Genomic DNA, 14,978 nt, shown 5'->3' with positions numbered 1-14,978 from the left:
CTGGTGCGTTATCGATCTGGTCGAATGCGCGCGCGTTACCACCGTAGGTTTTAGCCAGAACGGTAGTGATTGCAGCAGTCAGAGTAGTTTTACCATGGTCAACGTGGCCGATAGTACCGACGTTAACATGGGGTTTTGTACGTTCAAATTTTTCTTTAGACACGGCGATATTCCTTACTCAAATGCTCTCCCCCTATGGAGAGAGCACGGGATTTTGTTTTAACCCTGAGGCTTATTTACCACGGGCTTCAATTACGGCCTGAGCAACGTTGTTAGGCGCATCATCGTACTTCAGGAACTCCATGGAGTAAGAAGCACGGCCTTTGGTCAGAGAACGCAGTTGAGTTGCGTATCCGAACATTTCAGACAGCGGAACTTCAGCATGAATCACAACGCCAGTAACGTTGGATTCCTGACCACGCAGCATACCACGACGACGGCTAAGGTCACCGATGACGTCACCAGTGTTCTCTTCCGGCGTTTCAACTTCAACCTTCATGATTGGCTCAAGCAAAACAGGTTTTGCTTTCTTAAAGCCATCTTTAAAGGCGATAGAAGCAGCCAGTTTAAACGCCAACTCAGAGGAGTCAACGTCATGGAAAGAACCGAAGTGCAGACGCACACCGAGATCAACCACTGGGTAACCAGCCAACGGACCAGCTTTCAGCTGTTCCTGGATGCCTTTATCAACGGCAGGGATGTATTCACCAGGAATTACACCACCTTTAATGTCGTTGACGAACTCGTAGCCTTTCGGATTTGAGCCCGGCTCCAGTGGGTACATGTCGATAACAACATGACCATACTGACCACGACCACCAGACTGCTTGGCGTGTTTACCTTCGATATCGGTAACTTTCGCACGAATCGCTTCACGATAAGCAACCTGAGGTTTACCTACGTTAGCTTCAACGTTAAATTCACGCTTCATACGGTCAACGATGATATCGAGGTGCAATTCACCCATACCAGCGATGATAGTCTGGTTAGATTCTTCGTCAGTCCATACGCGGAAAGACGGGTCTTCTTTAGCCAGACGGCCCAATGCCAGACCCATTTTTTCTTGGTCAGCTTTGGTTTTCGGTTCTACCGCGATGGAAATTACCGGTTCTGGGAATTCCATACGTTCCAAAATGATGACGTTGTCTGGATCACACAAGGTGTCACCCGTCGTTACATCTTTCAGACCGATAGCAGCAGCGATGTCGCCTGCGCGAACTTCTTTGATCTCTTCACGCTTGTTAGCGTGCATCTGAACGATACGACCAAAACGTTCACGTGCTGATTTAACTGGGTTCAGTACGGTATCACCGGAGTTAACTACACCAGAGTACACGCGGAAGAACGTCAGGTTACCAACAAACGGGTCGGTAGCGATTTTGAACGCCAGTGCAGCAAACGGCTCATCATCACTTGCATGACGCTCAGCTGGTGTGTCTTTACCATCATCCAAAAGACCGTTGATCGCAGGTACGTCAACCGGGGATGGCAGGTAGTCAACTACCGCATCCAGCATCGCCTGAACACCTTTGTTCTTAAATGCAGAACCACAGGTTACCAAGATGATTTCGTTGTTCAGAACACGCTGACGCAGAGCTTTTTTGATCTCTTCTTCAGTCAGTTCTTCACCACCCAGGTATTTTTCCATCAGCTCTTCAGAAGCTTCAGCTGCGGATTCGATCAGGTTCTGGTGCCATTCTTCAGCCAGATCTTGCAAATCAGCCGGGATATCTTCGTATTCGAAGGTCACGCCCTGATCGGCATCATTCCAGTTGATGGCTTTCATTTTCACCAGGTCAACAACGCCGGTGAAACCTTCTTCAGCACCAATTGCCAACTGCAGCGGAACAGGGTTCGCGCCCAGACGGGATTTGATCTGACCAACAACTTTCAGGAAATTCGCACCCATGCGGTCCATTTTGTTAACGAACGCAATGCGTGGAACTTTATATTTGTTTGCCTGACGCCATACGGTTTCAGACTGCGGCTGAACACCACCAACTGCGCAGTAAACCATTACCGCACCATCAAGTACACGCATGGAACGTTCTACTTCGATAGTGAAGTCAACGTGTCCTGGGGTGTCGATGATGTTTACGCGATGCGGTTCATACTGCTTAGCCATACCAGACCAGAATGCAGTAGTCGCTGCGGAAGTGATAGTAATACCACGTTCCTGCTCCTGCTCCATCCAGTCCATGGTAGCTGCGCCGTCATGAACTTCACCGATTTTATGGTTTACACCAGTGTAGAACAGAATACGTTCGGTAGTAGTGGTTTTACCGGCGTCGATGTGCGCACTGATACCGATATTACGGTAGCGTGCGATGGGTGTTGTACGAGCCATTTGTATCCTCTGTTTACTAGGGCGTTCAATTTAGTTAACCCAAGCGGGTTGGCTATTTTTAGCGCCCGCTTGGTTAGCATGACTACAGCGAAGGGATTACCAACGGTAGTGAGCGAACGCCTTGTTAGCTTCGGCCATACGGTGAACGTCTTCACGTTTCTTAACAGCAGTACCTTTGTTTTCTGCTGCATCAGAAAGTTCGTTCGCCAGGCGCAGAGCCATAGATTTATCACCGCGTTTACGAGCAGCTTCTACGATCCAACGCATTGCCAACGCATTACGACGAACCGGACGGACTTCTACTGGTACCTGATAAGTAGAACCACCAACGCGGCGCGACTTAACTTCGACAGTCGGGCGAACGTTGTCCAGAGCTACTTCAAAAGCTTCCAGATGATCTTTACCAGAACGCTGAGCCAGGGTCTCCAGCGCGGTATAGACGATTGCTTCAGCAGTAGATTTTTTACCATCTACCATCAGGATATTTACAAATTTGGCCAGCAGTTCTGATCCGAACTTAGGATCCGGCAGAATTTTACGTTGACCAATGACGCGACGACGTGGCATGGAAATACTCCGTTGTTAATTCAGGATTGTCCAAAACTCTACGAGTTTAGTTTGACATTTAAGTTAAAACGTTTGGCCTTACTTAACGGAGAACCATTAAGCCTTTGGCTTCTTCACGCCGTATTTGGAACGGGATTGCTTACGGTCTTTAACACCTGAGCAGTCCAGCGCGCCACGAACGGTGTGGTAACGCACACCTGGCAGGTCTTTAACACGACCGCCACGGATCAGGATCACGGAGTGCTCCTGCAGGTTATGACCTTCACCACCGATATAGGAGGTAACTTCAAAACCGTTAGTTAAACGAACACGACATACTTTACGCAGTGCGGAGTTCGGTTTTTTAGGGGTGGTAGTATATACACGAGTACATACGCCACGTTTCTGCGGGCATGCTTCCAGCGCCGGAACGTTGCTTTTAGCAGCCTTCAGGGAGCGTGGTTTGCGTACCAGCTGGTTAATCGTTGCCATTCAAAAAGCTCCTGGGTTTTGCTTCGTAAACACGTAATAAATCGCCTCATGTTTGCGCAAGGCAAAGTATGAGGACGCAGAATTTTAGGGCTGGCAGTGGAAGGAGTCAAGAAATATACAAAAATTCGGCGTTACCACGCGAGTTGCTGGGGGTGTTCCACTGTCAGTTGAACAAACTCATTATAGTCAATGAGCACTACACTGTTTGAAATTTGTTCAGTCATGCCTCTTGCCTCAGTATCAGGCCGAAGCGCATAGAGGGGCACAGCTGAATCACGAAGACGATGGATAATATCTCCACCAGCCAGGGCGGCGATAACACCATCTTGCAATAAGAGCAAAGCATCACCCTGCTCCAAACTGCGCAAAAGCGTATCCAGGTCAACGTGATAAGGAGAACATGAGAGCGTATGCAACATAAATGAGGGGGCCCGTCGCTAGAATGAAAGAATGGAATGATAATTGGCCAGTTTTCTACGCCATGCTTCTGGTGCTAACAGCTCAACATCCAAGACCCAATCTGTATCTATACTTAATCCGCGCTGACGCACAGAAGCCTCACACAGATAGCAACATTCAATATCGTACAGCGGCAACACACCAAACGTTGCGATGTAATTGCGCATCAGTACTTTCTCCGGCTGTTGATGCGGCAGTAGCTGAAGTACGCCATCGCCAATAAAAAACACACCAATCTCTTCCGTCAGTGCCGACATCGCCAATAGCGCATCCAGCCCTTCTCGCCCAGACGTGCTGCCATGTGGAGAATGCGTAAAAACAAATGCGACTCGCTTCATAACACTACCTTAAAACTGAATAACCCGATCGCAGGTCAGCACCGATTGCGCCAGCTCACCCAGACCACTCAGAATAAAACCAGGTTGCAGGTTCGCTCCCGCAAGGTTGAGTTGGGCGGCTTGCTGAACGTCAGTAATGCCTCGACGCAGCGCAGCAGCAACGCAAACATTCAGCGCCACCTGATGCTCGTCGCCCAGGTGTTGCCAGCCGCGGACAAGATCAAATTCATCGTTAGCTGGTGATGTCAGTTGATTAGCATTCAGCACGCCTTCCCGATAGAAGAACACGCTTTTCAACCTGTGTCCCTCAGCCAACAGTGCCTGTGCAAACTGTAACGCGCTGCTTGCTTGCTGTGTGCCGTAAGCAGGGCCAGTCACCAGAAGGCAATAACTCAGCATCAACGGTCGTGCCCGCTAAAATCGCCGCTTTTGAATTGACGAATATAAAGATAGACAGTGTGTTTAGAGATATTAAGGCGCTCAGCGACCTGGTTGATGGCGTCTTTAATATCAAAGATACCTTTCTCATAAAGGCTCAGTACGATTTGGCGATTTTTCGCATTGTTGGAGACATTGCGATCCGCATTGACTTCCTCAATAGAGAATTCCAGCGTTTGTGCAACAAGGTCGTCAACGGATGATGCGAAGTTAACAGAAGATGCGGCATCATGTGTTTCAGGTGGAATAAAGGTCTGCACAATCTGGGAGAATGGCACATCCAGATTCATGTTGATGCATAACAACCCAATCACGCGCTGATCGCGATTACGGATCGCAATCGTCACTGACTTCATCAACACGCCGCTTTTTGCTCGGGTAAAATAGGCCTTCGACACGCTGCTATCTTCGCCGGCCATGTCATGCAGCATGCGCAATGCAAGATCGGTAATCGGAGAGCCAATCTTCCTGCCGGTATGTTCACCATTCGCAATACGCACGGCGGAACATTTAAGATCCTCAAGCGAGTGCAACACAATCTCGCAGTGCTCGCCAATCAACATGGCCAAACCATCAACCACTGCTTCATACGATTTCAGGATCTCATAGTCCGTTTGACTGAACGGCCGTTCATCCAGCAAATCAAGCTCATAAGATTCGCCAGATACAAGCGAATTAGACATGGCAGACACCACCCTCAACGTCATTTATTTATTTTGTATTGACAGGGCCATAGTCTAGCAAATGTCCACTCTCGCGTCCCTGAATTTAACGGGTTCCCTCTTAAGGTTGTATTAATTTAATCTCGCTAGAGTCAGCGTCTTCTTTCCTCTCCATAATGGAAATCACGAGAGACGTGCATGAAAAATCCAATACCGATGGGCAGGCCACACCTAAGCAGCATCACGTTCGTGCTGATATTTTCTGCCTTTATTACCTTTATTCAGAACATCGCCTACTATCGTCAGACGCTGCAACTGCTGGATATGAAAGACTGGATCAATATCCCTTTCTTTCTCAGTATGCCCGTTGTGATTTTCGCGGTGCTGAATATCATTTTCACGCTTCTGGCGGTCCCTTATCTGCGTAAGGCCGTCATTGTTTTCTTCCTACTGTCCGGCGCCGCGGCGCAATTCTTTATGCTGAACTACGGCATTATCATTGACCGGACCATGATCCAGAATATCCTGGAAACGACAGCTGGCGAGTCCTTTTCACTGCTTACACCACAACTTGCCGCCTGGGTCTTCTTTACTGGCATCATTCCGGCAGCGCTCGCCATATGGATAAAAATAAAGCCAGCCAAACCGACAACCCTCTATATTGGCCTGCGTTTTCTTAGCGTTATTATTTCGTTATTCGCCATTTTATCTATCGCAGCATTCTTTTATAAAGATTACGCCTCGTTCATGCGTAATAACAAAGAGCTGGTAAAAACGATTACGCCTAGCAATATTGTGGCGGCCAGCCTGTCCTACCATAAGCATAGCGTGCTGGCGAGTTTACCCTTGGAGCAGATTGGTCTGGATGCCCACAAAGTGCCACCGGCATCCCCGATGGCAAAAAAGAATCTGGTTATTCTGGTGGTCGGTGAGACATCTCGGGCGCAAAACTTTTCGCTGGGTGGCTACGAGAAAGAGACCAATCCGCTGCTGGCAAAAGACAACGTGGTTTATTTTGAAAACACCTCATCGTGCGGCACATCAACAGGCGTTTCCGTTCCCTGCATGTTTTCCAACATGCCGCGCCAAAGCTTTAATGGTGACGTAGCCAGCCATCAGGAAGGGCTGTTAGACATATTACAGCGCGCTAAAGTTAACGTGCTCTGGCAAGAAAATGACGGCGGCTGCAAAGATGCCTGTACCCGTGTGCCAACGGTTGATGTGACATCGCTGAAACTACCGAACCTATGCACAAACGGCGAATGCCACGATGAAGCGCTATTCCACGGCGTGGAAGACTATATTAACAAGCTCGATAACGACGGGATTATTGTACTACATACGATAGGCAGCCACGGCCCGAGTTATTACCAGCGCTACCCTGATGCCTTTAAGAAATTTACCCCAACCTGTGATACCAATCAGATTCAAACTTGTACGCAAGAAGCATTGACCAACACCTATGACAACACGATTCTGTATGTCGATTTTTTTCTGGATAAAACGATCAACTTACTGAAACAGCATCAGGATAAATTTAATACCTCACTGGTTTATCTGTCTGACCACGGCGAATCGTTAGGCGAAAACGGCATCTACCTGCACAGCATGCCCTACTCTATTGCGCCCAAGCAGCAAACGCATGTGCCGATGCTGATGTGGTTATCCGCGGGCTATCAGCAGCAACAGGCGATTCAGGACACCTGTCTGCGCCAGAACGCGAAGCAGCAGGATTACTCGCAAGATAATCTTTTCCATACCATACTGGGGATGTTTAGTATCGCCACGAAAGAATATCAACCTCAGCTTGATATCCTCCAGCCGTGCAGGGATAAGGCAACATGAAATTATTGATTGTTGAAGACGATAAGCTGTTGCAGGAAGGATTATTATTGGCACTGAGTCATGAAGGTTATGCCTGCGATTGCGCAGGCACGGCCAAAGAAGCGGATGCGCTCATCAGCAGCGCACACTACAGTCTGATCATTCTCGATCTTGGTTTACCGGATGACGACGGCCTCGCCCTGTTATCCCGCTGGCGTAAGAATAATTACCAGCATCCCGTACTCATCTTAACGGCGCGGGATAAGGTCAACGATCGCGTCAGTGGACTGGATGTGGGCGCCGACGATTATCTCGCCAAGCCTTTCGCTCTGACTGAATTACAGGCGCGCGTACGCGCGCTGATTCGCCGCAATCAGGGTTCGAGCAACAGCAAGATACAGGTCGACAACATTACGTTGGATTTAAACAATCAACAGGTGCTGCTGGACGAAAAGCCAGTGGTACTGACGCCAAAAGAGTTTGCGATACTTTCCCGCCTGGTGTTGAAAGCCGGTTCTCAGGTACACAGAGAACTGCTGCATCAGGATATTTATGCCTGGAACGACGACCCATCCTCGAATTCGCTGGAAGTCCATATCCACAATCTGCGTCAAAAGATAGGCAAAGACCGTATCCGAACCCTGCGAGGCTTTGGCTACCTGCTGACCAAAGGGGAACAACCATGAAGGGCGATGCAGACGCCGTCACCAGCATGCGCCGCCGTTTGGTGCTGGCACTAGGCGGCATCCTCCTCGTTTGCCAGATGATCAGCGTATTCTGGCTCTGGCACGAAAGCGAGGAGCAGATCGGCCTACTGGTTGATAAATCCCTGAGCGCCGCCGCCCAGAACATGCAAATCGATCAAGAGATTAATGAGGCTATCGCGTCGCTCAGTATTCCCAGTCTGGTGATGGTCATCCTGACATTGCTCATGTGTTTTCAGGCGGTCAGTTGGATCACTCGCCCACTTTCCCGCCTACAGGAAGAATTGCAGGATCGCACGGCCGAAAACCTGGAACCGCTGCCACAACAGAGTGACATTAAAGAAATCGCCGCGGTCACCCATACCATCAACCAACTTTTTCAACGTCTGGACGAAACGTTGAAACGTGACAGGCGATTTACTGCCGATGTCGCCCATGAGCTACGAACTCCGCTAGCGGGTATTCGGCTACATCTTGAATTACACCAGCAACAGCATCAGATTGACTGTAGCTCACTCATCAAACGGATTGATAAGATGGTGAAGACTGTCGAACAACTCTTACTGCTTGCGCGTGTCGGACAAGAGTTTTCGGCAGGCCACCACGAAAATGTCGCATTCCTGAAAGACGTTATTTTTCCTATGCAGGATGAACTGACTGAGATGCTGCAAAATCGCCAGCAAAGGCTGAAATGGGTATTACCGCAGGAAGATGTCACTCTCCGCGGTGATGCCACGTTACTCCAGTTGCTGTTACGTAATCTGGTAGAAAATGCTTATCGCTATAGCCCGGAAGCCAGCCAGATCACGGTTAGCCTAACGACACAGCAACACCTTGAACTACAAATCGAAGATGAAGGTCCAGGTATCGATGAAAGTAAGGTGGGGGAATTAAGTAAGGCGTTTGTTCGCATGGACAGTCGCTATGGCGGTATCGGCCTTGGGCTAAGTATCGTGACGCGCATTGCTCAGTTACACGATGGGAAGTTTTTCCTCAGTAACCGATCGCAAGGTCTCGGTGCACTCGCGCGGGTGGTACTAACCACACCTGACGAATACCCAGACGCAGCCTGAAGAACAACAAAGGCCTACTTCAAAATAACCCCGGGACGGCACATCCCTGTGCACAAGCCTTATACGCCTTATTGATATACAGGATAGCGGCGGCACAGTGCTACAACCTGCTCGCGAACACGACCGCGTATTGTCGCTAATTCTTCATTCCCAACATCCAGTCCATCCAGCACGTCACATAGCCACCCGGCCAGTTGCTCGCACTCTGCCACACCAAAACCGCGCGTTGTGACGGCGGGCGTACCAATACGCAGGCCTGAGGTAACAAAAGGTGAACGCGGGTCGTTAGGTACCGAGTTCTTATTTGTTGTGATGTAAGCATCGCTCAGTGCGGCATCAGCATCCTTACCGGTATAAGGCTTAGCGGACAGGTCGATCAGCAGCAAATGGTTGTCAGTGCCGTCGGAGACGATCTTGTAACCACGCTGCTGGATAATACGCGCCATTGCCCGGGCGTTAGCCACGACCTGACGCTGATAAACCGTAAACTCAGGACGCAACGCCTCTTTAAAGGCTACCGCTTTAGCCGCGATAACGTGCATCAGCGGGCCACCCTGAATACCGGGGAACACGGCAGCGTTGAGCTTTTTGTAAAAATCCTCACTCTGCCCCTTGGCCAAAATAATTCCACCGCGCGGGCCGCGCAGGGTCTTATGCGTTGTACTGGTTACAACATGTGCGTGAGGAAGCGGGTTCGGGTATTCACCTGCTGCCACTAAACCAGCAACATGAGCCATGTCCACCCAGAAAATAGCCCCCACTTTGTCAGCAATAGTGCGCATACGCGCCCAGTCCTTGTGGCGTGAATAGGCAGAGAATCCTCCTATTAACATTTTGGGCCGGGTTTCCAGAGCAATACGCTCCATTTCGTCGTAATCGATAAGCCCTGTTTCGGGGTCAAGGCCATAAGGTACGATCTTGTAGTGGCGACCAGAGAAATTGGAGGGGTTGCCGTGAGTCAAATGCCCCCCTTGAGCCAGATTCATACCCATCACGGTGTCACCGGGGTTAGTCAGAGCCAAAAACACGGCGGCATTAGCCTGAGCGCCAGCATGGGGCTGGACGTTAGCATAATCGCAGTCAAACAACGCTTTGGCACGCTCGATAGCCAGGCGTTCGGCCACATCTACATACTCGCAGCCGCTGTAGTAGCGCTTGCCGGGATAACCTTCTGCATATTTGTTGGTGAACACGGAATTCTGGATCGCCATCACCAGCGGGCTGGCATAGTTCTCTGAGGCGATGAGTTCAATGTGGGTTTCCTGACGGTGTTCTTCATGCAGGATAGCATCGGCCAGTTCGGGATCGAAATCGGTAAGAGTAAAAGCGGTGTCATACATGGGTATCATCCTATGTGTTAATTATTGATTTTTTAAAGAGGCTTCTGTGGTGGTTTCATCAGGCCAGTAGTAGCTATCAGGCAAAGGGCGTGCACCGAAGATCGCCTGGCCGACGCGTACTACGGTGGAACCTTCCTCAATCGCGATTTCAAAATCGCCGGACATCCCCATGGATAACTCATCCAGCCCGACGCCAACAGGCACGTTTTGCTGCAACCGATCGCGCAGATTACGCAGTCGAATAAAACACTGACGCACGCGTTCGGCCTCGCAGGAGAACAACGCCAGCGTCATGAGCCCACGCACACGTAGCGCAGAGAATGCGGGAAGCGCCTGAATAAAAGCGGGAACGTCGTCAGGAGACAGACCGTACTTACTGGCCTCGCCGGAGGTGTTAACCTGCACGAAGACATCCAGCACGCGTCCTTCAACGTGCAAACGACGATCCAATGCTTCAGCCAGCCGCAGGCTATCCAATGCCTGAAATTCGCTAGCGAAGCGTGCTACCAGCTTAGCCTTGTTGGTTTGCAGATGGCCAATAACCGACCACTGTAAGTCGGCTAAATCCTGCATGGCTTCCCATTTGCGGTAGGCCTCCTGCACCTTGTTCTCACCCACTATCCGGCAACCTGCCGCATGGGCCAGACGCAGGCGATTTTCTGGTTTGGTTTTGCTGACTGGCAGCAAGCGCACGGTTGCAGGATCGCGGCCGACACGGTGACACGCCGCCGCGATGCGCATCTGGACTGCCGCCAGATTACGTTGGAAATCCTCAACCGTGATGGCTTCAGGATAGCGACCGTGGCTATCATGGCGAGTGGGCGTATCGGAAGATATCAGCATCGGCCTAACTCCTGATGAAGAGGATGAATGGATTGTGAAACGTATTTATAGATTTAAAATAGTCGGATGTTCCCCACCATTTTCTTTATAAGAGGCAGACCAATTGTTCAAACACGCCCAGCTTGAATCTGTCAAAGCCTGGATTGGTGACCCCGCACACGGCGCGTTGCCGCTGCATGCTCGTATCCAGCGGGCGATTCGTCAGCTCATCCTCGATGGCATTCTCGACGTGGGAAAATCCTTACCCGCTTCACGCGCACTGGCGACATCGCTGGGAGTATCGCGTGATACCGTCGAATCGGCGTACAGCCAACTGCATGCAGAAGGGTTCATTGAGCGTCGCGTTGGCAGCGGCAGTTTCGTGTCAGAACGGGCAAAACGTCTGTCAGGACGTGGCAAAGCTCGGAAAGCCGGAGATAGCAAAGCAGAGTTGCGCCTCAGTCAACGCGGCAGCGCCATGTTCCAGAATGGCGGTGTACGTGATTTCATCATACCGCGCCCATTCGCGCCCGGCGTGCCGGAAACACGCAGCTTTCCCCTCCAGACGTGGGAACGACTGGAGCGGCAGGTGCTAAAAGAATATGGCACTCAGGCGCTGCTACACAGCCCGCCGCAGGGGATGGAAGCATTGAGACGTGCCATCGCAGATTATGTCAATCTCGAACGAGGAGCCCGCGCCACGCCCGATCGTGTGTTAGTGTTGACCAGTTCCCAGCAAGCACTAACTTTATGCGCGAATGTGCTGATGGATGCTGGCGATAGGATATTCCTTGAAGATCCTGTGTACCACGGCGCACGCAAGGCATTCGAGGCAGCCGGGCTCGCGTGCGTGCCGATACCATTAGATACCAATGGATTGCAGGTCGATCGCCTCCTTGAGGCAAGCTGCGGACACAGTGCGCCCGCTAAAGCCGTATTCCTGACCCCCTCACACCAGTTTCCAACCGGCGCGACGCTGGCGTTGGATCGAAGGCTGGCGGTTATCGAATGGGCCAGGCAGCACCAAAGCTGGATTATTGAGGACGACTACGACAGCGAGTTTCACTATGCGGGTAAACCCACCGCCTGCGTGCAGGGACTCGACCCGCACGATCGCACGATCTATATCGGCACCTTCACCAAATCGCTGTTTCCCGGCCTACGCATCGGTTACATGGTACTGCCGCCGCAGTTGGTCGCACCGATGACAGTGGGTCGCACCTTGATGGATGGGCATAGCGCCCCAATTCCACAGCTCACGCTGGCACGCTTCATCGAAGGTGGCCACTTCGGTGCACATGTACGCACGATGCGCTCCGTTTACGCGGAACGTCGCGATGTGCTGGCACAACTGGTGCGCCAGCATCTGGCTGACTTCGTAGAGCCACGAGTGCCGACCGGAGGCATGCAGATGCCCTGCCTCTTCATTCGAGACATCCCTGAACACGATGCGGTGGAATCAGCACGACGATCTGGGATCGATCTACTAGGGCTGACAGCGCTACACGCGTCGGGCCAGCATAAAGCGGGTTTCCTCATGGGATTTGCTGCCCACTCTCCGTATGAATTGGACATTGCCGTCAAGACGTTGGAGAAAGTGCTACGTGCGCTGTGCCGCTAATAGATAGGTAGTAAGCGGTGGTAATAAATATGAGCCGTCACGGATAGTTGGAAAATTTTAGTCAGGCTGAAGATCAGCGTCATTGAAAGACAACAAGCTGGAGAAGGGATTCGATTGCAGGGAAGTGTGGAACACAAAAAAAACCGCAGGCCAAGCCTGCGGTCATATCGCCATAATAGCGATGCTTATTTAGCGGTTTTCTCTGCGGCGGCTGGTTTTTCAGCTTTCGCATCATCGGCTGCTTTCAGGTCAGCTTCAGATTTGATGTCCAACAGTTCAACGTCAAACACCAGCGTAGAGTTAGCCGGGATTCCAGGCACGCCATTTTCGCCATAGGCCAGTGCTGGTGGAATAGCCAGCTTGATTTTGCCGCCTTTCTTAACGTGCTTCAGGCCTTCAGTCCAGCCGGGGATCACACCGTCCAGACGGAAAGAAAGCGGCTCACCACGTTTGTAGGAGTTGTCAAACTCGCTACCGTCAACCAGCGTACCTTTGTAGTTAACGACAACGGTATCGCTGTCTTTCGGCGCACTGCCGCTACCTTCTTTCTCAACCTGATACAGAAGGCCAGACTCAGTTTTCTTCACGCCTTTTTCTTTGGCGAAGGACTCAAGATACTTAGTGCCTTTATCAGCGTTATCTTTCGCATCTTGCTTCATCTTGGCTTCAGCAGCGGCTTTCACTTTACCTTCAAAGCCTTGCAGTGTTTTTTCGATTTCTTCGTCAGTCAGCTTGCTCTTATCAGCAAAAGCATCCTGAACGCCAGCGATCAGCTGATCCTTATCCAGCTTGATGCCTAATTTTTCTTGCTCTTTCAGAGAGTTATCCATGTAACGCCCTAAAGATGCACCTAACGCATAAGCCGCTGCCTGCTCATCGTTCTTGAATTTGGCTGCCGCAGTGCTCTCAGACGCCTGCGCCTTGTCTGCCGCCAGAGCCTGGCCTGCGTTCAGAGCCAGAGCCATCGTTGTTGCTAACAGCGTTACTTTAAACAGTGATTTCATCCATTTCTCCAGCATCTGGAGCGACGTGCTCCAGCCATCATTAAAATAAATTCGCGCCTACTATAACTGTGCGGACGAAGACAACACAACGACGCACTCGACAATCCTTTGATAAAAAACGTCAGGAAGCTTTTCCGACATCATTTGTATCGTCCTAAGGCAACGTGGCAACGATATGCCCTATTCTGGATACGTCATTGCGCCCTACTGCGACCGTTTTTACTACCAGAAGTTTCCGCTTTCTGACAAACTCGCGGGTAACAAGAAGTAAGGGGAATACCGATGTCACCATCAGCACTCGAAGAACGGCTTGAACAGTTGGAAAGCCGACAGGCCTTTCAGGAATTAACCATAGAAGAGCTTAACCAAACGGTTATTCAACACGAGCGGGAAATTAGCCGCCTGCGTGAGCACGTCCGTCTACTCACCGACAGGCTGCGTAACCAGCAAACATCGCTTGTTGCGCCCCAATCGGAAGAAACACCACCGCCGCATTATTGAGATGCGAGCTACGTTGTATCGGCGCTCACTACAGGCTAAATATAAAAAAACCTCAGGTGATACTCATCAACCTGAGGTTTTTTATGCGCGACAACTAATTAATTAGTGGCAGCCGCATCCACCATTGCCGCCGCAGCCGCCTTTACCATGCTGGTGACCATGGTCATGATCGTGGTCATGGCCATGACCGCCACAGCAGCCGTCGCCGTGTTCATGATCGTGGTCGTGTTCGCCATGAACGTGGCCGTGCGCCAGTTCTTCTTCCGTCGCTTCACGGATAGCAACAACTTCAACATTGAAGCTCAGGTTCTGGCCTGCCAGCATGTGGTTGCCGTCGACAACAACGTGGTCATCTTCAACTTCGGTGATTTCAACTGGAACTGGACCCTGATCGGTCTCAGCCAGAAAACGCATGCCAACCTGCAACTCGTCAACGCCCATAAAGACGTCTTTCGGTACACGCTGAACCAGATTCTCATCATAGTTGCCGTAAGCGTCACTAGAACCAATGTTCACATCGAACTTGTCGCCAGCTTCACGGCCTTCCAACGCCTTTTCCAGACCAGAAATCAGGGAACCGTGACCATGCAGATAGTCCAATGGCGCGCTCACCGGAGACTCATCAACCAACACACCGTCTTCTGTACGTACCTGATAGGCCAGGCTGACCACCAGATCTTTTGCTACTTTCATGATATCTCCTACCGTTGGAAATCAAACTGGCGCAAATTGTAGCTGAAAAATGTCCCTATGTACCGTCTGGAATCAAAAAACGTCAATGGTTGATGACAATCCCACCATGACACT

17 protein-coding genes are annotated in these 14,978 nt (G+C 50.8%); 5 read left to right on the top strand and 12 right to left on the bottom strand.

Going from position 1 to position 14,978, the window contains the following annotated elements; translation table 11 throughout:
• The 8 genes from CLR69_RS19845 to CLR69_RS19810 all read right to left on the bottom strand — a co-directional run.
• A partial coding sequence (locus CLR69_RS19845; RefSeq protein ID WP_234357886.1) for a GTP-binding protein occupies positions 1–163 on the bottom strand: 163 nt, incomplete at its 3' end.
• A 69-nt stretch (positions 164–232) separates the two neighbouring features.
• Entirely contained in the window at positions 233–2,347 is a 2,115-nt protein-coding gene (gene fusA, locus CLR69_RS19840) for an elongation factor G (RefSeq protein WP_129708377.1), read from the bottom strand.
• Between the two features lie 96 nt (positions 2,348–2,443).
• Positions 2,444–2,914 carry a 30S ribosomal protein S7 gene (gene rpsG, locus CLR69_RS19835; protein WP_009111198.1) on the bottom strand — a complete coding sequence of 157 codons (471 nt, stop codon included), beginning with the start codon at positions 2,912–2,914 and terminating at the stop codon, positions 2,444–2,446.
• 96 nt (positions 2,915–3,010) lie between these two features.
• Positions 3,011–3,385, bottom strand: coding sequence for a 30S ribosomal protein S12 (rpsL, locus tag CLR69_RS19830; RefSeq protein WP_005969567.1), 375 nt, complete (start codon positions 3,383–3,385; stop codon positions 3,011–3,013).
• Positions 3,386–3,516: 131 nt separating this feature from the next.
• A complete protein-coding gene (gene tusB / locus CLR69_RS19825; protein WP_129708380.1) occupies positions 3,517–3,804 on the bottom strand; it encodes a sulfurtransferase complex subunit TusB in 288 nt (95 codons plus the stop codon).
• 18 nt (positions 3,805–3,822) lie between these two features.
• On the bottom strand, positions 3,823–4,182 hold the full coding sequence (tusC, locus tag CLR69_RS19820; RefSeq protein WP_131535108.1) for a sulfurtransferase complex subunit TusC: 360 nt from the start codon (positions 4,180–4,182) through the stop codon (positions 3,823–3,825).
• Between the two features lie 9 nt (positions 4,183–4,191).
• Complete coding sequence (gene tusD, locus CLR69_RS19815; protein WP_131535107.1) at positions 4,192–4,581, bottom strand: sulfurtransferase complex subunit TusD; 390 nt, start codon at positions 4,579–4,581, stop codon at positions 4,192–4,194.
• On the bottom strand, positions 4,581–5,303 hold the full coding sequence (locus CLR69_RS19810; protein ID WP_165325079.1) for a helix-turn-helix transcriptional regulator: 723 nt from the start codon (positions 5,301–5,303) through the stop codon (positions 4,581–4,583). The genes tusD and CLR69_RS19810 overlap by 1 nt, the downstream gene beginning before the upstream one ends.
• Before the next feature lie 177 nt (positions 5,304–5,480).
• Here CLR69_RS19810 and eptA point away from each other — a divergent pair, with 177 nt between their 5' ends.
• The 3 genes from eptA to pmrB are packed head-to-tail and all read left to right on the top strand — an operon-like array spanning position 5,481 to position 8,883.
• Positions 5,481–7,127: a phosphoethanolamine transferase EptA gene (gene eptA / locus CLR69_RS19805; protein WP_131535106.1), complete on the top strand. Its 1,647-nt coding sequence runs from the start codon at positions 5,481–5,483 to the stop codon at positions 7,125–7,127.
• The gene (gene pmrA, locus CLR69_RS19800; protein WP_131535105.1) at positions 7,124–7,792 is read left to right on the top strand and encodes a two-component system response regulator PmrA; all 669 of its coding nucleotides are present in this window, start codon (positions 7,124–7,126) and stop codon (positions 7,790–7,792) included. The genes eptA and pmrA overlap by 4 nt, the downstream gene beginning before the upstream one ends.
• Entirely contained in the window at positions 7,789–8,883 is a 1,095-nt protein-coding gene (gene pmrB / locus CLR69_RS19795; protein WP_131535104.1) for a two-component system sensor histidine kinase PmrB, read from the top strand. The genes pmrA and pmrB overlap by 4 nt, the downstream gene beginning before the upstream one ends.
• Before the next feature lie 68 nt (positions 8,884–8,951).
• On the opposite strand, the gene glyA is transcribed toward pmrB, so the two are convergent.
• Complete coding sequence (gene glyA / locus CLR69_RS19790; RefSeq protein ID WP_131535103.1) at positions 8,952–10,223, bottom strand: serine hydroxymethyltransferase; 1,272 nt, start codon at positions 10,221–10,223, stop codon at positions 8,952–8,954.
• Positions 10,224–10,244: 21 nt separating this feature from the next.
• A complete protein-coding gene (locus CLR69_RS19785) occupies positions 10,245–11,066 on the bottom strand; it encodes a YggS family pyridoxal phosphate-dependent enzyme (protein ID WP_131535101.1) in 822 nt (273 codons plus the stop codon).
• A 103-nt stretch (positions 11,067–11,169) separates the two neighbouring features.
• On the opposite strand from CLR69_RS19785, the gene pdxR reads away from it, so the two are divergent.
• Positions 11,170–12,666, top strand: a complete 1,497-nt coding sequence (pdxR, locus tag CLR69_RS19780) for a MocR-like pyridoxine biosynthesis transcription factor PdxR (protein WP_131535100.1) — start codon at positions 11,170–11,172, stop codon at positions 12,664–12,666.
• A 185-nt stretch (positions 12,667–12,851) separates the two neighbouring features.
• Here the strand turns inward: pdxR and fkpA are convergent, their stop codons facing one another.
• Positions 12,852–13,670 carry an FKBP-type peptidyl-prolyl cis-trans isomerase gene (fkpA, locus tag CLR69_RS19775; RefSeq protein WP_129708406.1) on the bottom strand — a complete coding sequence of 273 codons (819 nt, stop codon included), beginning with the start codon at positions 13,668–13,670 and terminating at the stop codon, positions 12,852–12,854.
• A 282-nt stretch (positions 13,671–13,952) separates the two neighbouring features.
• Here fkpA and CLR69_RS19770 point away from each other — a divergent pair, with 282 nt between their 5' ends.
• The gene (locus tag CLR69_RS19770; RefSeq protein WP_107168853.1) at positions 13,953–14,171 is read left to right on the top strand and encodes a protein SlyX; all 219 of its coding nucleotides are present in this window, start codon (positions 13,953–13,955) and stop codon (positions 14,169–14,171) included.
• Between the two features lie 102 nt (positions 14,172–14,273).
• On the opposite strand, the gene slyD is transcribed toward CLR69_RS19770, so the two are convergent.
• Positions 14,274–14,864 (bottom strand): peptidylprolyl isomerase, encoded by a 591-nt coding sequence (gene slyD, locus CLR69_RS19765; RefSeq protein WP_129708409.1) that lies wholly within the window; start codon positions 14,862–14,864, stop codon positions 14,274–14,276.
• Positions 14,865–14,978: the final 114 nt, after the last annotated feature.

The organism is Pectobacterium zantedeschiae, from assembly GCF_004137795.1.
GTDB lineage: Bacteria > Pseudomonadota > Gammaproteobacteria > Enterobacterales > Enterobacteriaceae > Pectobacterium > Pectobacterium zantedeschiae.
The sequence above is the reverse complement of the archived record's forward strand: the minus strand, read 5'-3'. Positions and strand labels throughout refer to the sequence as shown.